The following is a 16,413-nucleotide window of genomic DNA, read 5'->3' as shown; positions in this document are numbered from 1 at the left end:
TGCCGAGCCTTCTAGCCCGCGGTGATACCCGAGTACGACCACACATCCGCAGGCAGCTCTTCATGTAGCTGCCAGGTGATGGCCATGGGCTTGCTGCCCTCGTGGCGGACATACGTCGCCGGGCCGAGCAGCATCCATGGGTGGGCCTTGCCGATGTCGGTGTCTTTGTAGCGCCGCATGAACAGCAGGACGTGGCTCCCGCGTTGCTTGTGCTGCTGGTAGCGCAGACCCGTGGGAGAAGTGGCTGCGGTCGTGCTCTGTGACTCCCAGTGGAAGAGGGAAGGGCTCAACGCGTAGTCCTTGTACCGGACCGTGGGGGAGAAGTCCTTCTCGTTCTTCTCGAGGGTGATCAGTAGCGCGTCCGTCTGGTTCTGCTCGTCCCACAAGACGCCCTGTGCAAAGGATCCCGGCATCTGGCCGCCCAGGCGGGCGACACCGAGCGCGGCCAGGATCTCCGAGCGGTTGTATGCGCTGTGGATCTTCAGAGGGATGTGGGCGTGCGGACCCTCCAAAGGGAGGGGGAAGTGGTCGGCTTGCCCTATCACGTGGTCGAGTACCTGTCGTAGTTCGCTACGGAAGGCTTGCTGCTCGCGGAGCGATTCAAGCCCTTCCTCGTACGAGTTGAACCCTCCGGCCTTGTCCCAAAGGTTGAAGAAGAGCATGCGCGCGTACGTCTGGTGCTTCGCGCTCAGCGAGTCGTACGTCGGCGCGTCATCGCTCAACAAGCGCATATACGCCTCAGCACGTTCGCGGTCGTCGACATGCAAGAACGCGTGCACACGCTTCAGCAGGTCCTCTTCGCCGGCCTGTTCAGGAAGGTCAGTCAGCCCAGCGCGGCGTAGGACTGTCGTCCATGAGTTGCTCGACTTATACAGCTCTCGGATTTCACGGCGACTCTCCTTGAGGTAGTCGGCGAGGACCGGTGTGTCGAAGGCCCTCACTTCCTTGGCGAGAGTCTGAACGGTCGCCTTTATCTGGGTGCGAATGTTGTCCAGCACGAGCTGCTTGGACTTGCCCTCAAGGATGATCTGGCAGCCGGATGGCAGCAGAGGGAAGTCGTGCTCGGCGTGCTCAAGGAGCCGGTTGCGCGACAGGTTGGTCATCGCGCGGAACTGCTCCTCGAACCGGAACTCGGCACGGTGTTGGCCGATGAAGTCGAGCACGGTGAGCACCGGCTTGTCCGGGGTGCGGCGCAGACCTCGACCGAGTTGCTGAAGGAAGACGGTGGCGCTGTTCGTGGGGCGGAGGAGGAGAACCGTATCGACGTCGGGGATGTCCAAGCCCTCGTTGAAGAGGTCTACGGAGAAGATGACTTGGATCTCTCCCGCCTTGAGCTGGGACAGAACGCGGTCACGGACCTCCGGCTTGGACGCGCTGTCCAAGGCTTCAGCCTTGAAGCCTGCGTCTTGGAAGCACTTCGCCATGAAGTGAGCATGTTTCCTGCTGACGCAGAACCCGAGTGCCCGCATGTTCATCGGGTTGGACACTTTGTCCCGCACCTGCTTGATGACGATACGGGCGCGCGCAAGGTCCCCGGAGAACAAGTTGCCGAGCTGGCTCTGGTCGTACGTACCCGAGCGCCAGTTGAGGCGAGTGAGGTCAGTGCCGTCGGGAACGCCGAAGTAGTGGAACGGGCAGAGGAGGTCGTTGTCGAGGGCCTCCCACAGTCGCATCTCGGCGGCGATCCGGCCTTCGAAGAACTCGTCCTGCACATTCAGACCGTCTGCACGCTCGGGAGTGGCGGTCAGGCCGAGCAGTTGCTTCGGCTTGAAGTGATTGAGGACGCGGCGATATGTCGTAGCCGTAGCGTGATGGAACTCGTCGATGACGATGATGTCGAAGTGTTCCGGGTCGAACTGGTCGAGTCGCTGATCGGTGAGTGACTGGACGCTGGCGAAGACGTGCTTCCAGTCACGGGGTAGCTCGCCGCTGAAGAGCACTTCGCCGAAGGACGCGTCGTCGAGTACTTCGCGGTACATGCGGAGCGACTGCCGCAGGATCTCCTTGCGGTGTGCCACGAAGAGCAGCCGTGGGTACTCCTTGGCGCCCCACTCCTTGTGCAGGTTGCGGTAATCGAGAGCGGCCATGACTGTCTTGCCCGTACCGGTCGCTGCGACAAGCAAGTTGTGGTGGTGGCCGCGTACCTCACGCTCGACTCGCAGTCGCTCCAGCATGTCGGCCTGGTGCGGGTGTGGGCGAACCTCAAGGCCCGAGAGGCTGATCTTCGCGTCTTGGCCGGACGTCGAACCGCCCGCCACTATCAGAGCCTCGTCCAACTTGCGGGCGTCGCGATCGGGGTTGTACGACTCGAAAGCGATGTCGTTCCAGTACGCGTCGAAGGTGGCCTCGAATTTGTTGAGCACGACTGGGGTGGCTACGGATGACAGGCGTACGTTCCACTCCAGGCCGTCGAGCAGTGCGGCCTTCGAGAGGTTGGAGCTGCCTACGTACGCGGTGTCGAAACCGCTGTTGCGTCGGAACAGCCAAGCCTTCGCGTGGAGGCGGGTCGAGCGTGTCTCGTAGTTGACCTTTACTTCGGCGCCGAAGTCGCGGACGAGCCGGTCGAGTGCATGGCGGTCCGTTGCGCCGATGTACGTGGTTGTGATGACTCGGATGGGGACGCCGCGTTCGGCGGCGGCGCGGAGAGAGTCTTCGAGCACGCGCAGGCCGTACCACTTCACGAAAGCGCAGAGCAGATCAATACGGTCTGCTGTTGCCAGCTCAGCGCGCAGCTCGCTGCCGAGGCTTGGATCCTCGGGGGAATTGGTGATGAGCGCGGTTTCCGAGAGCGGCGTGAGAGGCCGTACCGCGTAGACACCGGGGGCCTCCCGTTCAGCGAGCACCAGCAGTTGCCGGGGGCCATCGGCGATGGTGCCTATTACTTCGTCCGTATCCGGGTCGGGCGCGTGAGTGGCCAGTGACTGGAGGATCTGGTTGGCAACCGTCACCTGCTTGCTCTGGGGCAGTTGACTGAGCCTGCGCCCCACGGCCTCGCTGATGTGGCGCGCCAGCACATGGGGTGCGGACTCTTCGCTGACCTCTTCGTCGATTGCCTTCCAGCCCGCGGCTTCGAGCCGCTCCATCCGGTCATGCAGCGTCCGCGTGATGAGTTGCTCGTAGACACCTGCGACCGGCTGCGCCGAGTCCCCCGATTCCGCCACTACTGCTCCTTCGATCCCTCGCGCGTGATCTGTCGCGTAGATACGGGATCTGTTCTAACAGCAGTCACTGACAATTGATGCTCTTCTGCAAAAAGGTGATCGCTTTCGGACAGACGGGAAGTGTGGCTGCTACGCCCCGTGGCACCCCTCATAAACCCGCCCCGACCAACACCAACACCCCGCCCCCCGCTGCGGCGGCCACTCCACAGCCCGCCCCCGGGCCGCCAGCGTCGTCGCGTACTGCGGCAGCAGCTCCGCCTCCCCAGGCGAGGCCATCTCCGAAGCCGCGAACGCCTCATAAGAAGGCACCGTCCCCGTCACGATCCCCAGGTTCGGCGTGCCGGAGGCCGCAAGCTCCCGTAGCGACCCCTCTATCGTCGCCAGGTGCTGCTCATGCGACGGGTACTCGGCGGCCAGACTCGGATACGCCTCCACCAGTTCCGTCAGCTCGCCCGCCGGCCAGTGCAGGACCGCCACCGGGAAGGGGCGGGAGAGGGCTTCCCGATACGTCCCCAATTCCGCCCGCAGGCGTGAGATCTCCGCCGCCAGTTCCGCCGGGTTCTCCGAGCCCAGCGACCACACCCGCTTCGGGTCGTGCAGCTCGTCCAGTGAGACCGGTGACGAGTGGAGCAGGTCCGCCACGGTGTCCCACTCGTCGTGGGCGACGCCCAGCATTCGGCGTACGCGGTGGCGGCCGAACAGCAGTGGATGCGTCGAGTACGGGGGCTCCTCCACGCCGGTCAGGAGCACGCGCGCCCCCTCCGTGAAGGTCTCCTCGGCCGCCTCCAGTTCGTCGTGGGCCTCCAGGGACTCCGCCACGATCACCCAGGGGGCCGGGTCGCGCGGGGCCGCCGCCCGCACGCCGTCGATGATCGCTCGGGCCTCGGCCTCGTGGCCGTACTCCCACAGGTTCGAGGCCTTGAGGGCCCGTACCAGGTAGGGGTTCTCCAGGCCCGCCTGGGAGGAGAGCAGGCGGTCGTAGAGCGTGGTCGCGGCGGGGCGGTCGCCGGACAGTTCGAGGTGGGCCGCGGCCTGGAGGAGCAGGGCCTCGGCGTCCTCGGGGTACAGGCCGGCGGTTCGCTCCAGGCGGGCCGCTTCGGCGATGTGGTCGACGTTCTCGGCAGGCGTGTCGGGGCGCATGAGGGAAACCGTACTGCCCATCCGCGGCGAAGAAGAGGTATGTGCTGGTCAAAGGGTGGGGATCACATGACCTGCTCGGGACGCCCCCTCGACGCCCACACCATCGTCCCCAGCCCCGCCGCCACGATGCCCGCCCCTATATAGAGGGGGGCCGTGTAGCCCAGACCCGCGCTGATCGCCGCCCCGCCCAGCCACGCCCCCACCGCGTTGCCGACATTCGACGCCGATACGTTCGCGCTGGCCGCCAGCGGGACGCCCTGCGCGTGGTCCGTGACGCGGGTGATCATGCCCGGCACCTGGGCGAAGCCGAAGACGCCCGTGAGGAAGACCAGGATCACGGCGGCGGTCGGGCTGCTCGCCAGGAGGCCGAAGACGGCCAGCGTGGCCCCGAGCGCCGCCAGGGAGACGATCAGAGTGAGGTCGCGGTTGTGGTCCGCCGCCCGGCCGCCCGCCAGGTTGCCGAGGACCAGGCCGCTGCCGTAGACGATGAGGAGCCAGGCCACGTCCGTGTCCGAGAAGCCGGTGACCTTGGTGAAGGTGTACGCGAGGTAGCTGAAGGCGCCGAACATGCCGCCGTAGCCGAGGGCGGTCGCGGTGAGGGTCAGCCAGACCTGGCGGGAGCGCATCGCCCGTAGCTGCCCTGTCAGGGCGCCCCCCGGCCCGGCGGCCTTACCCGCCCAGCCCGGCACCAGCACCGCAATCGCTACCGCCGCGACCACCCCGATCCCCGTGATCGCCCAGAACGTGGCCCGCCAGCCCCAGCGCTCACCGACCAGGGCACCGAAGGGCACCCCCAGCACGTTCGCCACCGTCAGGCCCGCGAACATCACCGCCACGGCCCGCGACGCCCGTTCCGGTGGGACCAGGCGGCGGGCGACGAGGGAGCCGATGCCGAAGAACGAGCCGTGGCAGAGGGCGGCCACGACGCGGCCCAGCAGCATCACCGGGTAGTTCGGGGCGAGGGCGGAGAGCAGGTTGCCCAGGACGAACAACACCACCAGGCCGGTCAGCACCGGTTTGCGGGGCAGCCCCGCCGTCGCGGCCGTCAGCGCTATCGCGCCCACCGCGACGGTCAGGGCGTAACCGGAGATCAGCCAGCCCGCCGCGGCCTCCGACACGGCGAGGCTTCGGGCCACCTGAGGCAGGAGCCCCGCGATCACGAACTCCGTCAGGCCGATACCGAAACCGCCGAGCGCCAGCGCGACCAGCCCGGCCGGCATCCCCCCGGAGGGAGCGGACGCAGAGGGAGTGGACTGCGAGGACGTCAGATCGTCACCCCGTCTATCTGCAAGGTCTGCACCGCCTTCCCCGCCAGCGAGACCGAGACCGACTTCCCGTTCAGGAACGTGTCCGAGTAGGACTTGTACCGGTCCCCGCCCGTCGTCACCGTGTTCCAGCGGGGGACCAGGCCGCCCGAACCGCCGGTCACCGTGGTGAAGTTGGAGAGGTTGAAGGTGAAGGTCTGGGCCGACGTGGAGGTGTTCAGGGCCACGATCACCAGACGCTTCGCGCTCGAGTCGTAGGCCGCGACGGCGTTGCTCACGCCCGTGTCGAGGATCTTCATGCCGGGGCGGATGTGCCGGCTGAACTGGGCCATCGTGTAGTACTTCGTCTGCACCGCGCCCGCCTGCAGCGTGTTCGCGTCGTACGCGATCATCGCCCAGTTCGTGGACGGGTCCATGACCTGCCAGTAGACCCAGGCGGTGGGGTGCAGCCAGCGGAAGTCGTAGAGGAGGTTGAAGGCGAGGGTGTAGCCGGTGCCGTCGTTGTCGCCGGTCTCCGAGTTCCACAGGGCCTTGCCGGCCGTCGTCACGACATCCGAGTACAGCAGGTCCCTGCGGCCGCCCGAGCCCTGGTAGCCGTGGACGTTGACCCGGTTCACATAGCCCTTGGTCGTCGACGAGAAGGAGTTCCAGGTCGTACGGGCGAGGTCGTAGCTCGTCTCGTCCGAGGCCGAGATCTTCGTGCTCGTCAGGCCGCGCTTGTCCAACTCGCTGCGGACGTACGGCAGTACGGCGGACTGGACGGTCGAGTCGATGTGGCAGCCCTCCTGGGTGCCGGTCGCCGTCCACCAGCTGGAGCTCGGCTCGTTGAAGGCCTCGACCGTCGCGAAGTTCACGCCCCAGTTGTTCTTCGCGTAGAGGGCCACCGCCGCCAGGTGGGAGGCGTGCTGGCGGTAGTTCCAGGACTGGAGGTTGTTGCCGCCGTCGGAGGCGCCGGACGGGTTGTGGTTCAGGCACATCCACCACATGGGGGAGTTCGCGAACAGCTCGGTGGTCGCCCCGCGTGCCGTCGCCTTCACCAGCATCGCGCGCTGGGTGGCGTCCGCCGTCCACTTCCAGGCCGAGGACGTCGGGTCCTCGTTGTTCCAGTCCTGCCAGTAGCCCTCGATCTGCTTGAACGCCGGGATGTTGGGGGAGGCGACCATGCTCGCGCCGTTCACGGTGTTCGAGCTGCACGCGCCCAGGTTGTAACGGGCGATGTTCAGGCCCAGGCCGGGCAGCGTTGTGCCGTTGTACGTCGTCGACTTGGTGGTGAAGAAGATGTCGGCGAAGTCGTCCCGAGCGCCGAACACATTGGCCCACCAGGCCAGGGAGGTGCCCCAGCCCTCCCAACTGCCGTACGAGGTGCCGGGGTTGACGGCGATCGTGGCGTCCGCGCGTGCGGTGCCGGTCGCGAGAGCGCTGCCGAGGAGGGTGCCGCCCGCTGCGGTCAGCAGGGTTCTGCGTCGGATCATGGCTTCTCCGCCTTCGCTGGGACCTGGCCCGTCAGGTCCACTGGAGGGAAGCATCGGGTGTGACGGGTGGGGTTGTCGAGGGTTGTGCCAGCCCTTTCTAAAACCGCTGTACGAAGCCCCGAACGGTCCCTGTCGTACGGCTGTCACACGGCTGTCGTACGGCTGCTGTACGGCTGTCCCGCGGCCGACGCCGTGCGGGTCTGGTGACTTCGACGTCCGGCCCTTATCGTGCGGGCGGCCCGGTGAAGGAGGCGTACGGATGCGCGTTCCGGTCGTGCAGCACACCATCCGGCGGCAGCGCGCCCGCCGCCGACGTGCGCTGTGGACCGGCGGCGAACTCCTCGTCACCGCAGGCCTCGTGCTCCTGCTGCTCGTCGTCCACCAGCTGTGGTGGACCAACCGGGAGGCCAGGCGCGGCGCCGAGCGCAAGGTGGAGGCGCTGGAGCGGGAGTGGGGCGACGGGGCCACCGACAAAGGCGACGACTCCGGTACGTCCGTCCCGGCCGCGACGCCCCAGCCGCGCACCGGCACCCGTAGCGGCCCACAGGCGGCCGCCGCCATGCAGCCCCGCCCCTCCGGGTCCCAGGCCTACGCCATCCTGGTCATCCCGCGCCTGGGCCTGCGCGTCCCGGTCGCCGAGGGCGTCAGCAAGCAGGACGTCCTCGACAAGGGGTACGTCGGCCACTACCGCGGCACCGGGCAGCCCGGCCAGGCGGGCAACTTCGCGCTCGCGGGGCACCGGAACACGCACGGCGAGCCGTTCCGGTACATCAACCGGCTGCGGGCGAAGGACGTGGTGGAGGTGGAGACCAGCAGCGCGACCTACACCTACGCCGTCGACAAGACGCTCCCGCAGACCTCGGCCGGCGACTCCGGTGTCGTACGCCCGATTCCCCGCTCGATCGTCGAGCCCGGCCACGGGTACTCCGAGCCCGGGTACTACATCACGCTGACGACCTGCACCCCGGAGTACACGTCGAGGTACCGGCTGGTGGTGTGGGGGAAGCTGGTGTCGATGCGGCCTCGGGCCTAGACGGCGGAAAGGGCCCGTCAGCAGGCTGACGGACCCACATCCACTTTGCGAGTGAGGTCAGGCGTACAGCCTGACGGAGTTCGTCGGTGTGAGGTCCGTCCAGAGACCGCCCGCACAGTTGTTGATGTTGAGATCCCACGCCACGCTGCCCGTGCCGTTGTATCCCGTGAACCCCTTGACGCCCGCGCCGCCCGTCTGGCAGTTCAGCACGGTGTAGTCGCCGATGAGATTGTGCACGTTGTACGTGCCGTAGTAGTAGAAGTCGTACACCTTCGGGTGGTTGGGGCTGTCGTCCCAGATGTCGCCCTGGTAGATGCAGACATGACCGGCGTTGCAGGCAGCGGTCTGCGCGGTACGGGGTGACAGGACCGGTGCGGCGGACGCGGCCGTGGATGCGGCGACGACCATGGGGGCGGCCAGCCCCAGACAGGCCAGTAGCGCGACGAAGACGCGACGCATGGTGATCTCCTGACGGGAATGCGTAGGGCGGGTGGGGGGTGCTTACTGCGCTGTTCTCACCGGCACTGCGGTACGTGCGGCTGCCATTGCGACGGCGAACCGGTCGTCACGTACCAGTCGTTGATGAATCCGCCGTCGCTGTCGGAGTCGAGCGCGAACCAGTAGCGGTCGCCGTGGCCGTCCGCGTCGCTGTCGCCCGTGGTCCAGCAGGCCAGCATCATGGTCTGGCCGTTGTAGTAGCGGTGCCCGGTGGTGCCCGAGCCGTAGCTCGGCCCGTTGTGGGAGGCCAGATAGGACCCGGCGGATATGCCGGTCACCGACGCACACCACACCGTGTGCCCGTCGTGGTCGCAGGCCCAGCCCGCGGCCGAGGCCGGTGAGGCGGCCGTGCCCACCGCAACGGCGGCCAGCGTCAGCGTGCCGGCCAACGCGGCGGCGCGCCGGCGTATGTGTCCCGCCTGGCGGACGTGACTCTTCATGGGGGTCCCCCGATCGTCGATTCCGCGGCGCCTCAACGTAGGTGCGGCCCGAAGGCGGCCGCAAACACTTCGAAGCCCGTCGAAAGGTGCCGGACCGACCGGCTCCGCCACATCGTGGAACGCAGGCCGTTGAACCGGAACCTGAGACTTCTCAGGGTGACTTGAGACTCCTCAGGGTGACTTGAGAATCCTCAGGGTGACTTGGGACTTCTCAGGGTGACCTGGGTGGGCTCTATGCCCGGCTCCGCTCGCGCAGCACCAGCACCGCCACCGCGGCCGACAGCGCCAGACCCGCCGACACCAGCAGGGCGATGTTCGCTCCGTGCCCCAGACCTCCGCCCGACGACGTCACGATCGCGATCGTCAGGGCGACGCCCGCGCAGGAGCCGATGTAGCGGAAGGTCTGCTGGGCGCCCGAGCCCATCGCCGCGCGGGCCGCCGGTACCGACTCCACCGACAGCAGGGGCAGGGCGGCGTTCAGGAGGCCGCTGCCGATGCCGCCCAGGATCAGGCCGGGCAGGAGGCGCTGCCAGGAACCCGAGTCGATCGCGCCGAGCATCGCCAGGACGCCCGCCGCGTGCAGGGCGAAGCCGACCGCCAGCTGGTGGCGGGGCGGCACGCGGCCCGCGAGGCGCTTCGCCTGCAACGCCACCGTGAAGGACAGGCCGGACCAGAGCAGGAACAGCCAGGCCGTGTCCATGGGGGACAGGCCGAGCGCCTGCTGGAACAGGACCGGCAGGAAGCTGAAGAGGCCGATCACCGCGAGGCCCGTGAACAGACCGCCCGCGGACGAGGCCAGGAAGCCGGGGCGGCGCAGCAGGCCCAGGTCGATCATCGGGGTCGTGGTGCGGTGCTCCACCAGCGCGAACACGGCGACCAGCACCACGGCCGCCAGGAACAGCAGGCCCACCTCGGGGCGCAGCCAGCCGTCCCGGCCGAGAGTGAGGGCGGCGACCAGGGAGACCAGGGCCAGGCCGAAGGTCAGTGCGCCCAGGATGTCCGGGCGGCCGCCTCTCGGTGAGCGGGATTCGGTCAACGTGCGTGTCCCCAGGGCCGCCACGATCACCGCCGCCGCGCCCAGTACGCCGTAAGCCATCCGCCAGTCGGGCATCGCGCCCGCGACCAGGGGCCCTGCCGCGATGCCGCCGCTCACGAAGGCTCCCCACACGCCGGTCGCGTGGAGCCGGCCCCGTGGGGTCGGGAAGGCGTGCACCAGCAGGCCCAGGCTGCTCGCCAGGATCGCCGCGCTGGCCGCGCCCTGCGCTATGCGCGCCAGCGTGAACTGCAGCGTGGAGGAGGCCAGGGCGCCGAGGGCCGTGGTGATGCCGAGGGCGAGGGTGCCGATGAGGAAGATCCGACGCCGGCCGTAGTCGTCGGCCAGGCTGCCGGCGACCAGGAGGAGCGCGGCGAGACCCAGCGGGGTGCCGTTGATGAGCCAGGCCTGTGCGGAGAGCGGGGTGTGCAGGGCGATCGCCGTGTCCCGGAGCGTGACCACCGGGGCGGTGTACGTCATGAGGGTCACGGCCGTTGCCGCGCTGGTCAGGGCGAGGGTGGCGCGGGCGTGCGGGGGTGCTTCGGCGGGCGGGGCGGGCTGCCGTGCGTGCGCTGCACTGCCGGCCGCCTCCTCCCGCACCTCGACTGCTTCGGCCCCCGTGAGAGTTCGGTCATTGAACCTAGTCATGTCCTGAACCGTAACACCGTAGGTTCGGTCACTGAACCAAGCTCGCGAAAAATGGTTACAGTGGGCGTCATGGCACTCGGCAAGGACTACGCGACACAGGAGTGCTCCATCGCCCGCGCGCTGGAGATCGTCGGCGAGCGGTGGACACTGCTCGTCATCCGCGACGCGCTCTACGGCGTGCGCCGCTACAACGACTTCCTCGTCCACCTCGGCATCCCGCGCGCGGTCCTCGCCGCCCGCCTCCAGTCGCTGACCGCGGAGGGGGTCCTGGAGAAGCGGCGCTACCAGGAGTCGCCGCCGCGGGACGAGTACGTCATCACCGAGCGCGGCATCGCCCTGTGGCCGACCCTCCGCTCCCTCGGCCTCTGGGGCCGCGAGCACTACACACAGACCCGGCTGCGCTACTTCCGGCACGCCACCTGCGGCACCGAACTGGGGCTGTACGGCGAATGCCCCGCCTGCGCAACCGTCGTACCCGTCGAGGACGTCCTCATGGAGCCGGGACCCGGACTCGACCCGAACCCGGCGGATCCGGTCAGCCGGGCGCTGCTCGCGCCGCGCAGGCTGTTGCAGCCCCTGGAACTGCCCGTCGAGGGCGGTCAGGTATAACCGAGGCAGACGAACAGCAACAGACGAGTGCCAGCACGTGCGTGCAGGAGGGGGAGGCAGCCATGATCCGCAGCCGGATGTCGCTGCGCCCCGTCGCCGTACTGCTGCTCCCGCTGCTCGTCCTCCAGATCGCGCTGCTCGACACGGGCAGCCTCACCGCCACCGTCGCGCTCGCCGCGACCGCCGCGGCCGGCTCCGCGCTCGCCGCCTGCGCCCTGCTCACCGCGCGCTGCGCGCCCGCGGTGCCGCCCACGCGGGTGCGTACGGCCATCCGCGACCGTGCCCGCCGTACCGCGTTCCTGCCGCAACGCGACCCCGACGCCAAGGGGCGCACCCGGCCCCGAGCCCCCGGATCCGCCCTTCCGGCGACCGCCGCGTAAGGCCCGCTCACACACGTAGCCGGCCCCGCGCGGGTCGTCATGCCGCCCTTTCCAGTACCGGCACGACGAGACCCCCGGAGGGCTCACCCATGTCCGTTTTCTCTGTCTTCGCCGACCTGGTCGGACACTTCGCCGACCTGCTCCAGCCGCTGTTCGGCGCCTCGGCGGCGGCCGCCGCCATCGTCGTGTTCACCGCTCTCGTACGACTGCTCGTGCACCCCCTGTCCCGGGCCGCCGCCCGCGGGCAGAAGGCCCGTACCGCACTGCAGCCGAAGATCGCCGAGCTGCGGAAGCAGCACAAGAAGGAACCCGAGAAGCTCCAGAAGGCGGTGCTGGAGCTGCATGCCGAGGAGAAGGTGTCACCGGTGTCCGGGTGCCTGCCGTCCCTGCTTCAGCTGCCGGCGTTCTTCCTGCTGTACCATCTGTTCTCCAGCACGCACATCGGCGGGCAGGCGAACGAACTGCTCACGCACCAGCTGCTCGCCGCTCCGCTGGGCGGGCGGTGGGCGGATGCCCTCGGGGGCGGTGGAGTGTTCGGGGGCGCGGGGCTTGTCTATCTCGGGCTGTTCGCCGTGGTCACCGTCGTGGCCGCCTTCAACTACCGGCGTACCAAGCGGATGATGGCCGCCAACAACCCCCTCCCCGTCCAGGACGGCGAGTCGGTGCCGGGGCTCGGTGCGGTCAGCAAGGTGATGCCGTTCATGTCCTTCTTCACCTTGTTCACGGTGGCGGTGGTGCCGCTGGCCGCCGCGCTGTACGTGGTCACCAGTACGGCGTGGAGCGCCGTGGAGCGGGCGGCCCTGTACTCCTGACCCGGTGGTTACGGTCCAGTCCGTGAACCGGGTATTGCGGACTGCACCGTGACCTTGGAGGATCGACCAGTCCTCCGATGGCTGCACCCATCGGTCGGGCGCCCCGCGATCGAGGGAGAAAGTGATCATGAAGCTGCTGCGAGTCGGTACGGCGGGAGCGGAGACGCCTGCGCTGCTCGATGCCGAGGGGGTTCTGCGGGACCTGTCCGGTGTCGTGACCGACATCGACGGGACATTGCTCGCCGACGACGAGGCGCTCGGCCGGGTCCGCGCCGCCGCCGACGCCGGCGAGCTGCCCGCGCTGGACGCCACCGGGCTGCGGGTCGGGCCCCCGGTGGGGCGGATCGGCAAGATCGTGTGCATCGGCCTGAACTACCACGACCACGCCCGCGAGACCGGGGCCGAGCCGCCCGCCGAGCCGGTGATCTTCTTCAAGGCCGCGGACACGGTGGTCGGGCCCTACGACACCGTGCTCGTGCCGCGGCGGTCGGTGAAGACCGACTGGGAGGTCGAGCTGGCCGTCGTCATCGGGCGTACGGCCCGGTATCTGTCGGACGACGAGGATCCGCTGGCGTATGTCGCCGGATACGCGGTCGCGCACGACGTGTCCGAGCGGGAGTTCCAGATCGAGCGGGGCGGGACCTGGGACAAGGGGAAGAACTGCGAGACGTTCAATCCGCTCGGGCCGTGGTTGGTGACTGCGGACGAGGTGGGTGATCCGCAGGATCTGTCGTTGAAGCTGTGGGTCAACGGGGAGTTGAAGCAGGACGGGACGACCGCTGAGCAGATCTTCTCCGTGGCGGAGGTCGTCCGGTACGTCAGCCAGTTCATGACCTTGTACCCGGGGGATGTGATCAATACCGGGACGCCGGCGGGGGTTGCCATGGGCGCGCCTGAGCCCAAGCCGTTCCTGCGGGGCGGGGATGTGGTGGAGCTGGAGATTTCGGGGCTCGGGCGGCAGCGGCAGGAGTTCAAGGACGCCTAGGCGCTCCGCTGGGAGAGCCGGGGAACTGCGCTTGTTCGTCGCCTGCGAGCCGTCTGTGGCTGCTCGCGCAGTTCCCCGTGCCCCTTACGGGGCGCTGCTCACCCCTTGTGCAGGAACTCCTCCAGGGCCTCCACCACGAAACGGTGGTCCGCCAGTTGAGGGAGGCCGGAGACCGTTACCGCGCCGATTACTCCTACACCCAGGACGTTGATCGGGAAGGAGCCGCCGTGGGCCGCGTACTCTTCGGGGTTCAGGCGGGAGGAGTCCTCGAAGGTGCTGCCTTTGGCGCGGAAGCGGGCGCCGACCAGGTAGGAGGCGGAGCCGAAGCGTTCGACCACGCGGCGCTTGCGGGTGATCCAGGCGTCGTTGTCCGGGGTCGAGCCGGGCAGCGCCGCGTGGAAGAGCTGCTGGCCCGCGCGGTGGATGTCGATCGCGACCGGGGCCTGGCGCTCGCGGGCCATCTCCACCAGCAGGGAACCCAGCGCCCAGGCGTCCTCGTAGGTGAACTGGCTGAAGACCAGGTGCCGTTCCTGGGCCTCCAGTTCCTCCAGGGGCGGGGTGAGTTCCGGGTGGAACTTCGGGGTGATCTCCTGGTTGTGCGTCACAGCGCCACCGCCACTGAGTCACGGGCCGAACGGCGGGCCGCCTCGAGCACATCGAGGGCGGCGGCCGCCTCCAGAGCGGTCACCGGGTTGGGACCGTCGTCGTTGAGGGCCCTGGTCACGGCCGCATAGTAGGCCGGATAGTCGCCGGGAAGGGTGGGTTCGGCGCGGCCTCCTCCGGTCAGCGGGGACTCGCCGGATCCGACGCGGCCCCACAGGGACTCGGGTTCCGTGCCCCATTCGGCGGTCGTGTGCGGGCGCCTGCCCTCCCGCAGGTCCGCCTCCTGCGGATCGAGGCCGTACTTGACGTAACCCGCCTTCGAGCCCAGCACCCTGAAACGCGGGCCGAGTTGGGCGGTCGTCGCGGAGACGTACAGGTGGGAGCGTACGCCGCTGGTGTGCGTGAGCGCGATGAACGTGTCGTCGTCCGTCTCGGCGCCCGGACGGCGGATGTCCGACTCGGCGTAGACCTGCGCCGCCGGGCCGAAGAGGAGCAGCGCCTGGTCGACGACATGGCTGCCGAGGTCGTAGAGCAGACCTCCGATCTCTGCGGGGTCGCCGGACTCGCGCCAGCCGCCCTTCGGCTGTGGACGCCAGCGCTCGAAGCGGGACTCGAAGCGCCATACGTCGCCCAACTCGCCCTCGGCCAGCAGCTTGCGGAGGGTCAGGAAGTCGTTGTCCCAGCGGCGGTTCTGGTAGACGGAGAGCAGCAGGCCGCGGTCCTCGGCGAGGGCGGCCAGCTCGCGTGCCTCGGCCGCTGTGCCCGCGACGGGCTTGTCCACGACCACCGGGAGGCCGGCCTTCAGGGCGGTGCTCGCCAGCGGGACATGCGTCCTGTTCGGGGAGGCGACGACGATCAGGTCGAGCTCGTCGGCGCGGTCGAACAGCTCGTCGGGGGTGGCCGAGATCCGTACGTCCGGGAACTCGGTGCGGGCCTGCTGCTGCCGCTCCGGGTGGGAGGTGACCACCGTGTCGAGGGCGAGGCCCGCGGTGGCGGTGATCAGCGGGGCGTGGAAGACGGAGCCCGCGAGGCCGTAGCCGACGAGGCCCACGCGCAGAGGGGTGCGAGTCATGCTCCCCACTTTCGCAACGCTGTTGCCAAAGTGCAAGCGTGGGGGAGAATGGAGACGTGGACAGGATGAACGCAGGGGCGGAAGCGGGGACCGGGCGCACGGGGCTGACCGGGGCCGTCGGCGTGAATCTGCCGGTGCTGCGCAGCCACAACACGGCGCTCGTGCTGGATCTGCTGCGCACGGCCGGGGCCGAGGGCATCAGCCGGCTGGAGCTCGCCGAGCGCACCGGGCTGACCCCGCAGGCCGTCAGCAAGATCACCGCCCGGCTGCGGGACGAGGGGCTCGCGACGGAGGCGGGCCGCAGGGCCTCGACGGGAGGCAAGCCCCCTACGGTGCTGCGGCTGGTGCCCGAGGCGGGCCATGCCGTCGGGCTGCACCTGGACCGCGACGAACTGCGGGCGGTAATGGTCGACCTCACGGGGACGGTGGTGGGCGAGCGGCGCACCTCGCTGGACCTGGGGGCGGGGGCCGAGGCCGTCGTCGACGCGGTGGCCGAGGAGGCGGGCGCGCTGATGGTGGGGGCCTCGGGCGCCGGATCCGTCCTCGGCGTCGGTATCGCACTCCCCGGTCCGCTGGACCACAACCGTGGTGTCCTGCACCGTGTGACGGGATTTCCCGAGTGGGACGGCTTCCCCCTGCGGGACGCGCTCGCGCGGCGGCTCGGGGGGCCGGTCGTCGTCGACAAGGACACCAACGCCGCCGCGCTGGGACTCGCCGTCAGCGGCGAGAGCGGGTCCTTCGCCTATCTGCATCTCGCCACGGGACTCGGCGCCGGGCTGGTCATCGGCGGCGCCGTGCACCGGGGCGCCCGTACCGGGGCCGGGGAGTTCGGGCACCAGGTCGTCCAACTGGACGGACCGCCGTGCGGCTGCGGCAACCGCGGCTGCATCGAGGCACTCTGCCTGGCCGCGGTGGCCCGCGGCGCGGTCGACGAGGCGGCCCACGTCCTCGGCACCGGCGCCGCCAACCTGGTCGCCCTGCTCGACATCGACGTCGTACTCCTGGGCGGCCGCACGGTCACATCCGCTCCGGACCCCTTCCTCCATGGTGTCGGCACCGCCCTCACGGAACTCGCCGAACGCCTGGGCGAGCCCCCCGTACCGGTCCGTCTCGCCTCCGGCGGGGTAGCCGAGGGAGCGGCACAGCTGATCCTGGCAGGGCTTTTCAGCCCGTCCGCCGTTTGATTCCCAGCCCCTACCGCGTTTGATTCTCAGCCCGTCACGCGTTGGAGCTTTCAGCCCGTCCGGCGTTTGAGGACGAGG

Annotated in this window: 15 protein-coding genes; 6 read left to right on the top strand and 9 right to left on the bottom strand. The window is 69.1% G+C overall.

Annotated elements, in window-relative coordinates; genetic code table 11:
* Positions 1–11: 11 nt before the first annotated feature.
* From ACWCRD_RS14140 to ACWCRD_RS14125, 4 genes are all read right to left on the bottom strand, one after another.
* The gene (locus ACWCRD_RS14140; RefSeq protein WP_450966109.1) at positions 12–3,161 is read right to left on the bottom strand and encodes a DUF3427 domain-containing protein; all 3,150 of its coding nucleotides are present in this window, start codon (positions 3,159–3,161) and stop codon (positions 12–14) included.
* A 129-nt stretch (positions 3,162–3,290) separates the two neighbouring features.
* Complete coding sequence (locus ACWCRD_RS14135) at positions 3,291–4,301, bottom strand: hypothetical protein (protein WP_450966108.1); 1,011 nt, start codon at positions 4,299–4,301, stop codon at positions 3,291–3,293.
* Positions 4,302–4,363: 62 nt separating this feature from the next.
* Positions 4,364–5,521, bottom strand: coding sequence for an MFS transporter (locus ACWCRD_RS14130; protein ID WP_450966107.1), 1,158 nt, complete (start codon positions 5,519–5,521; stop codon positions 4,364–4,366).
* 44 nt (positions 5,522–5,565) lie between these two features.
* Positions 5,566–7,038 (bottom strand): beta-1,6-galactanase, encoded by a 1,473-nt coding sequence (locus ACWCRD_RS14125; RefSeq protein ID WP_450966106.1) that lies wholly within the window; start codon positions 7,036–7,038, stop codon positions 5,566–5,568.
* 259 nt (positions 7,039–7,297) lie between these two features.
* Here ACWCRD_RS14125 and ACWCRD_RS14120 point away from each other — a divergent pair, with 259 nt between their 5' ends.
* The gene (locus ACWCRD_RS14120) at positions 7,298–8,071 is read left to right on the top strand and encodes a class E sortase (protein WP_450966105.1); all 774 of its coding nucleotides are present in this window, start codon (positions 7,298–7,300) and stop codon (positions 8,069–8,071) included.
* A gap of 57 nt (positions 8,072–8,128) precedes the next feature.
* On the opposite strand, the gene ACWCRD_RS14115 is transcribed toward ACWCRD_RS14120, so the two are convergent.
* The 3 genes from ACWCRD_RS14115 to ACWCRD_RS14105 all read right to left on the bottom strand — a co-directional run bounded on the left by ACWCRD_RS14115 (position 8,129) and on the right by ACWCRD_RS14105 (position 10,690).
* Positions 8,129–8,530, bottom strand: coding sequence for a hypothetical protein (locus ACWCRD_RS14115; protein ID WP_450966104.1), 402 nt, complete (start codon positions 8,528–8,530; stop codon positions 8,129–8,131).
* Between the two features lie 56 nt (positions 8,531–8,586).
* Positions 8,587–9,009, bottom strand: coding sequence for a hypothetical protein (locus ACWCRD_RS14110; RefSeq protein ID WP_450966103.1), 423 nt, complete (start codon positions 9,007–9,009; stop codon positions 8,587–8,589).
* Positions 9,010–9,241: 232 nt separating this feature from the next.
* Entirely contained in the window at positions 9,242–10,690 is a 1,449-nt protein-coding gene (locus tag ACWCRD_RS14105) for an MFS transporter (RefSeq protein WP_450966102.1), read from the bottom strand.
* Positions 10,691–10,759: 69 nt separating this feature from the next.
* Between ACWCRD_RS14105 and ACWCRD_RS14100 the strand changes: the two genes are divergently transcribed.
* From ACWCRD_RS14100 to ACWCRD_RS14085, 4 genes are all read left to right on the top strand, one after another.
* Positions 10,760–11,299: a winged helix-turn-helix transcriptional regulator gene (locus ACWCRD_RS14100; protein ID WP_450966101.1), complete on the top strand. Its 540-nt coding sequence runs from the start codon at positions 10,760–10,762 to the stop codon at positions 11,297–11,299.
* Positions 11,300–11,361: 62 nt separating this feature from the next.
* The gene (locus ACWCRD_RS14095) at positions 11,362–11,679 is read left to right on the top strand and encodes a DUF6412 domain-containing protein (protein ID WP_365831475.1); all 318 of its coding nucleotides are present in this window, start codon (positions 11,362–11,364) and stop codon (positions 11,677–11,679) included.
* 89 nt (positions 11,680–11,768) lie between these two features.
* On the top strand, positions 11,769–12,491 hold the full coding sequence (locus ACWCRD_RS14090; protein ID WP_450966100.1) for a YidC/Oxa1 family membrane protein insertase: 723 nt from the start codon (positions 11,769–11,771) through the stop codon (positions 12,489–12,491).
* Between the two features lie 127 nt (positions 12,492–12,618).
* Complete coding sequence (locus ACWCRD_RS14085) at positions 12,619–13,476, top strand: fumarylacetoacetate hydrolase family protein (protein WP_450966099.1); 858 nt, start codon at positions 12,619–12,621, stop codon at positions 13,474–13,476.
* 98 nt (positions 13,477–13,574) lie between these two features.
* Here the strand turns inward: ACWCRD_RS14085 and ACWCRD_RS14080 are convergent, their stop codons facing one another.
* Together ACWCRD_RS14080 and ACWCRD_RS14075 are read right to left on the bottom strand one after the other, a co-directional pair.
* The gene (locus ACWCRD_RS14080) at positions 13,575–14,081 is read right to left on the bottom strand and encodes a heme-degrading domain-containing protein (RefSeq protein ID WP_450966098.1); all 507 of its coding nucleotides are present in this window, start codon (positions 14,079–14,081) and stop codon (positions 13,575–13,577) included.
* Positions 14,078–15,151 carry a Gfo/Idh/MocA family oxidoreductase gene (locus ACWCRD_RS14075; RefSeq protein WP_450966097.1) on the bottom strand — a complete coding sequence of 358 codons (1,074 nt, stop codon included), beginning with the start codon at positions 15,149–15,151 and terminating at the stop codon, positions 14,078–14,080. The genes ACWCRD_RS14080 and ACWCRD_RS14075 overlap by 4 nt, the downstream gene beginning before the upstream one ends.
* 65 nt (positions 15,152–15,216) lie before the next feature.
* On the opposite strand from ACWCRD_RS14075, the gene ACWCRD_RS14070 reads away from it, so the two are divergent.
* Entirely contained in the window at positions 15,217–16,335 is a 1,119-nt protein-coding gene (locus ACWCRD_RS14070) for an ROK family transcriptional regulator (RefSeq protein ID WP_450966234.1), read from the top strand.
* The last annotated feature ends 78 nt before the right edge of the window (positions 16,336–16,413 follow it).

Source organism: Streptomyces sp. NPDC002092 (assembly GCF_053593775.1).
Note: the sequence above shows the minus strand (reverse complement) of the source record. Positions and strands in the feature narration are given on the sequence as shown.

What these genes read in the sequence shown, in the direction of transcription:
- ACWCRD_RS14120 (WP_450966105.1), top strand. Translation starts at nt 7,298, where the DNA reads ATGCGCGTTCCGGTCGTGCAGCACACCATCCGGCGGCAGCGCGCCCGC.
- ACWCRD_RS14110 (WP_450966103.1), bottom strand. Translation starts at nt 9,009, where the DNA reads ATGAAGAGTCACGTCCGCCAGGCGGGACACATACGCCGGCGCGCCGCC.
- ACWCRD_RS14115 (WP_450966104.1), bottom strand. Translation starts at nt 8,530, where the DNA reads ATGCGTCGCGTCTTCGTCGCGCTACTGGCCTGTCTGGGGCTGGCCGCC.
- ACWCRD_RS14095 (WP_365831475.1), top strand. Translation starts at nt 11,362, where the DNA reads ATGATCCGCAGCCGGATGTCGCTGCGCCCCGTCGCCGTACTGCTGCTC.
- ACWCRD_RS14100 (WP_450966101.1), top strand. Translation starts at nt 10,760, where the DNA reads ATGGCACTCGGCAAGGACTACGCGACACAGGAGTGCTCCATCGCCCGC.
- ACWCRD_RS14075 (WP_450966097.1), bottom strand. Translation starts at nt 15,151, where the DNA reads ATGACTCGCACCCCTCTGCGCGTGGGCCTCGTCGGCTACGGCCTCGCG.
- ACWCRD_RS14085 (WP_450966099.1), top strand. Translation starts at nt 12,619, where the DNA reads ATGAAGCTGCTGCGAGTCGGTACGGCGGGAGCGGAGACGCCTGCGCTG.
- ACWCRD_RS14135 (WP_450966108.1), bottom strand. Translation starts at nt 4,301, where the DNA reads ATGCGCCCCGACACGCCTGCCGAGAACGTCGACCACATCGCCGAAGCG.
- ACWCRD_RS14125 (WP_450966106.1), bottom strand. Translation starts at nt 7,038, where the DNA reads ATGATCCGACGCAGAACCCTGCTGACCGCAGCGGGCGGCACCCTCCTC.
- ACWCRD_RS14090 (WP_450966100.1), top strand. Translation starts at nt 11,769, where the DNA reads ATGTCCGTTTTCTCTGTCTTCGCCGACCTGGTCGGACACTTCGCCGAC.
- ACWCRD_RS14105 (WP_450966102.1), bottom strand. Translation starts at nt 10,690, where the DNA reads ATGACTAGGTTCAATGACCGAACTCTCACGGGGGCCGAAGCAGTCGAG.
- ACWCRD_RS14070 (WP_450966234.1), top strand. Translation starts at nt 15,217, where the DNA reads ATGAACGCAGGGGCGGAAGCGGGGACCGGGCGCACGGGGCTGACCGGG.
- ACWCRD_RS14130 (WP_450966107.1), bottom strand. Translation starts at nt 5,521, where the DNA reads ATGCCGGCCGGGCTGGTCGCGCTGGCGCTCGGCGGTTTCGGTATCGGC.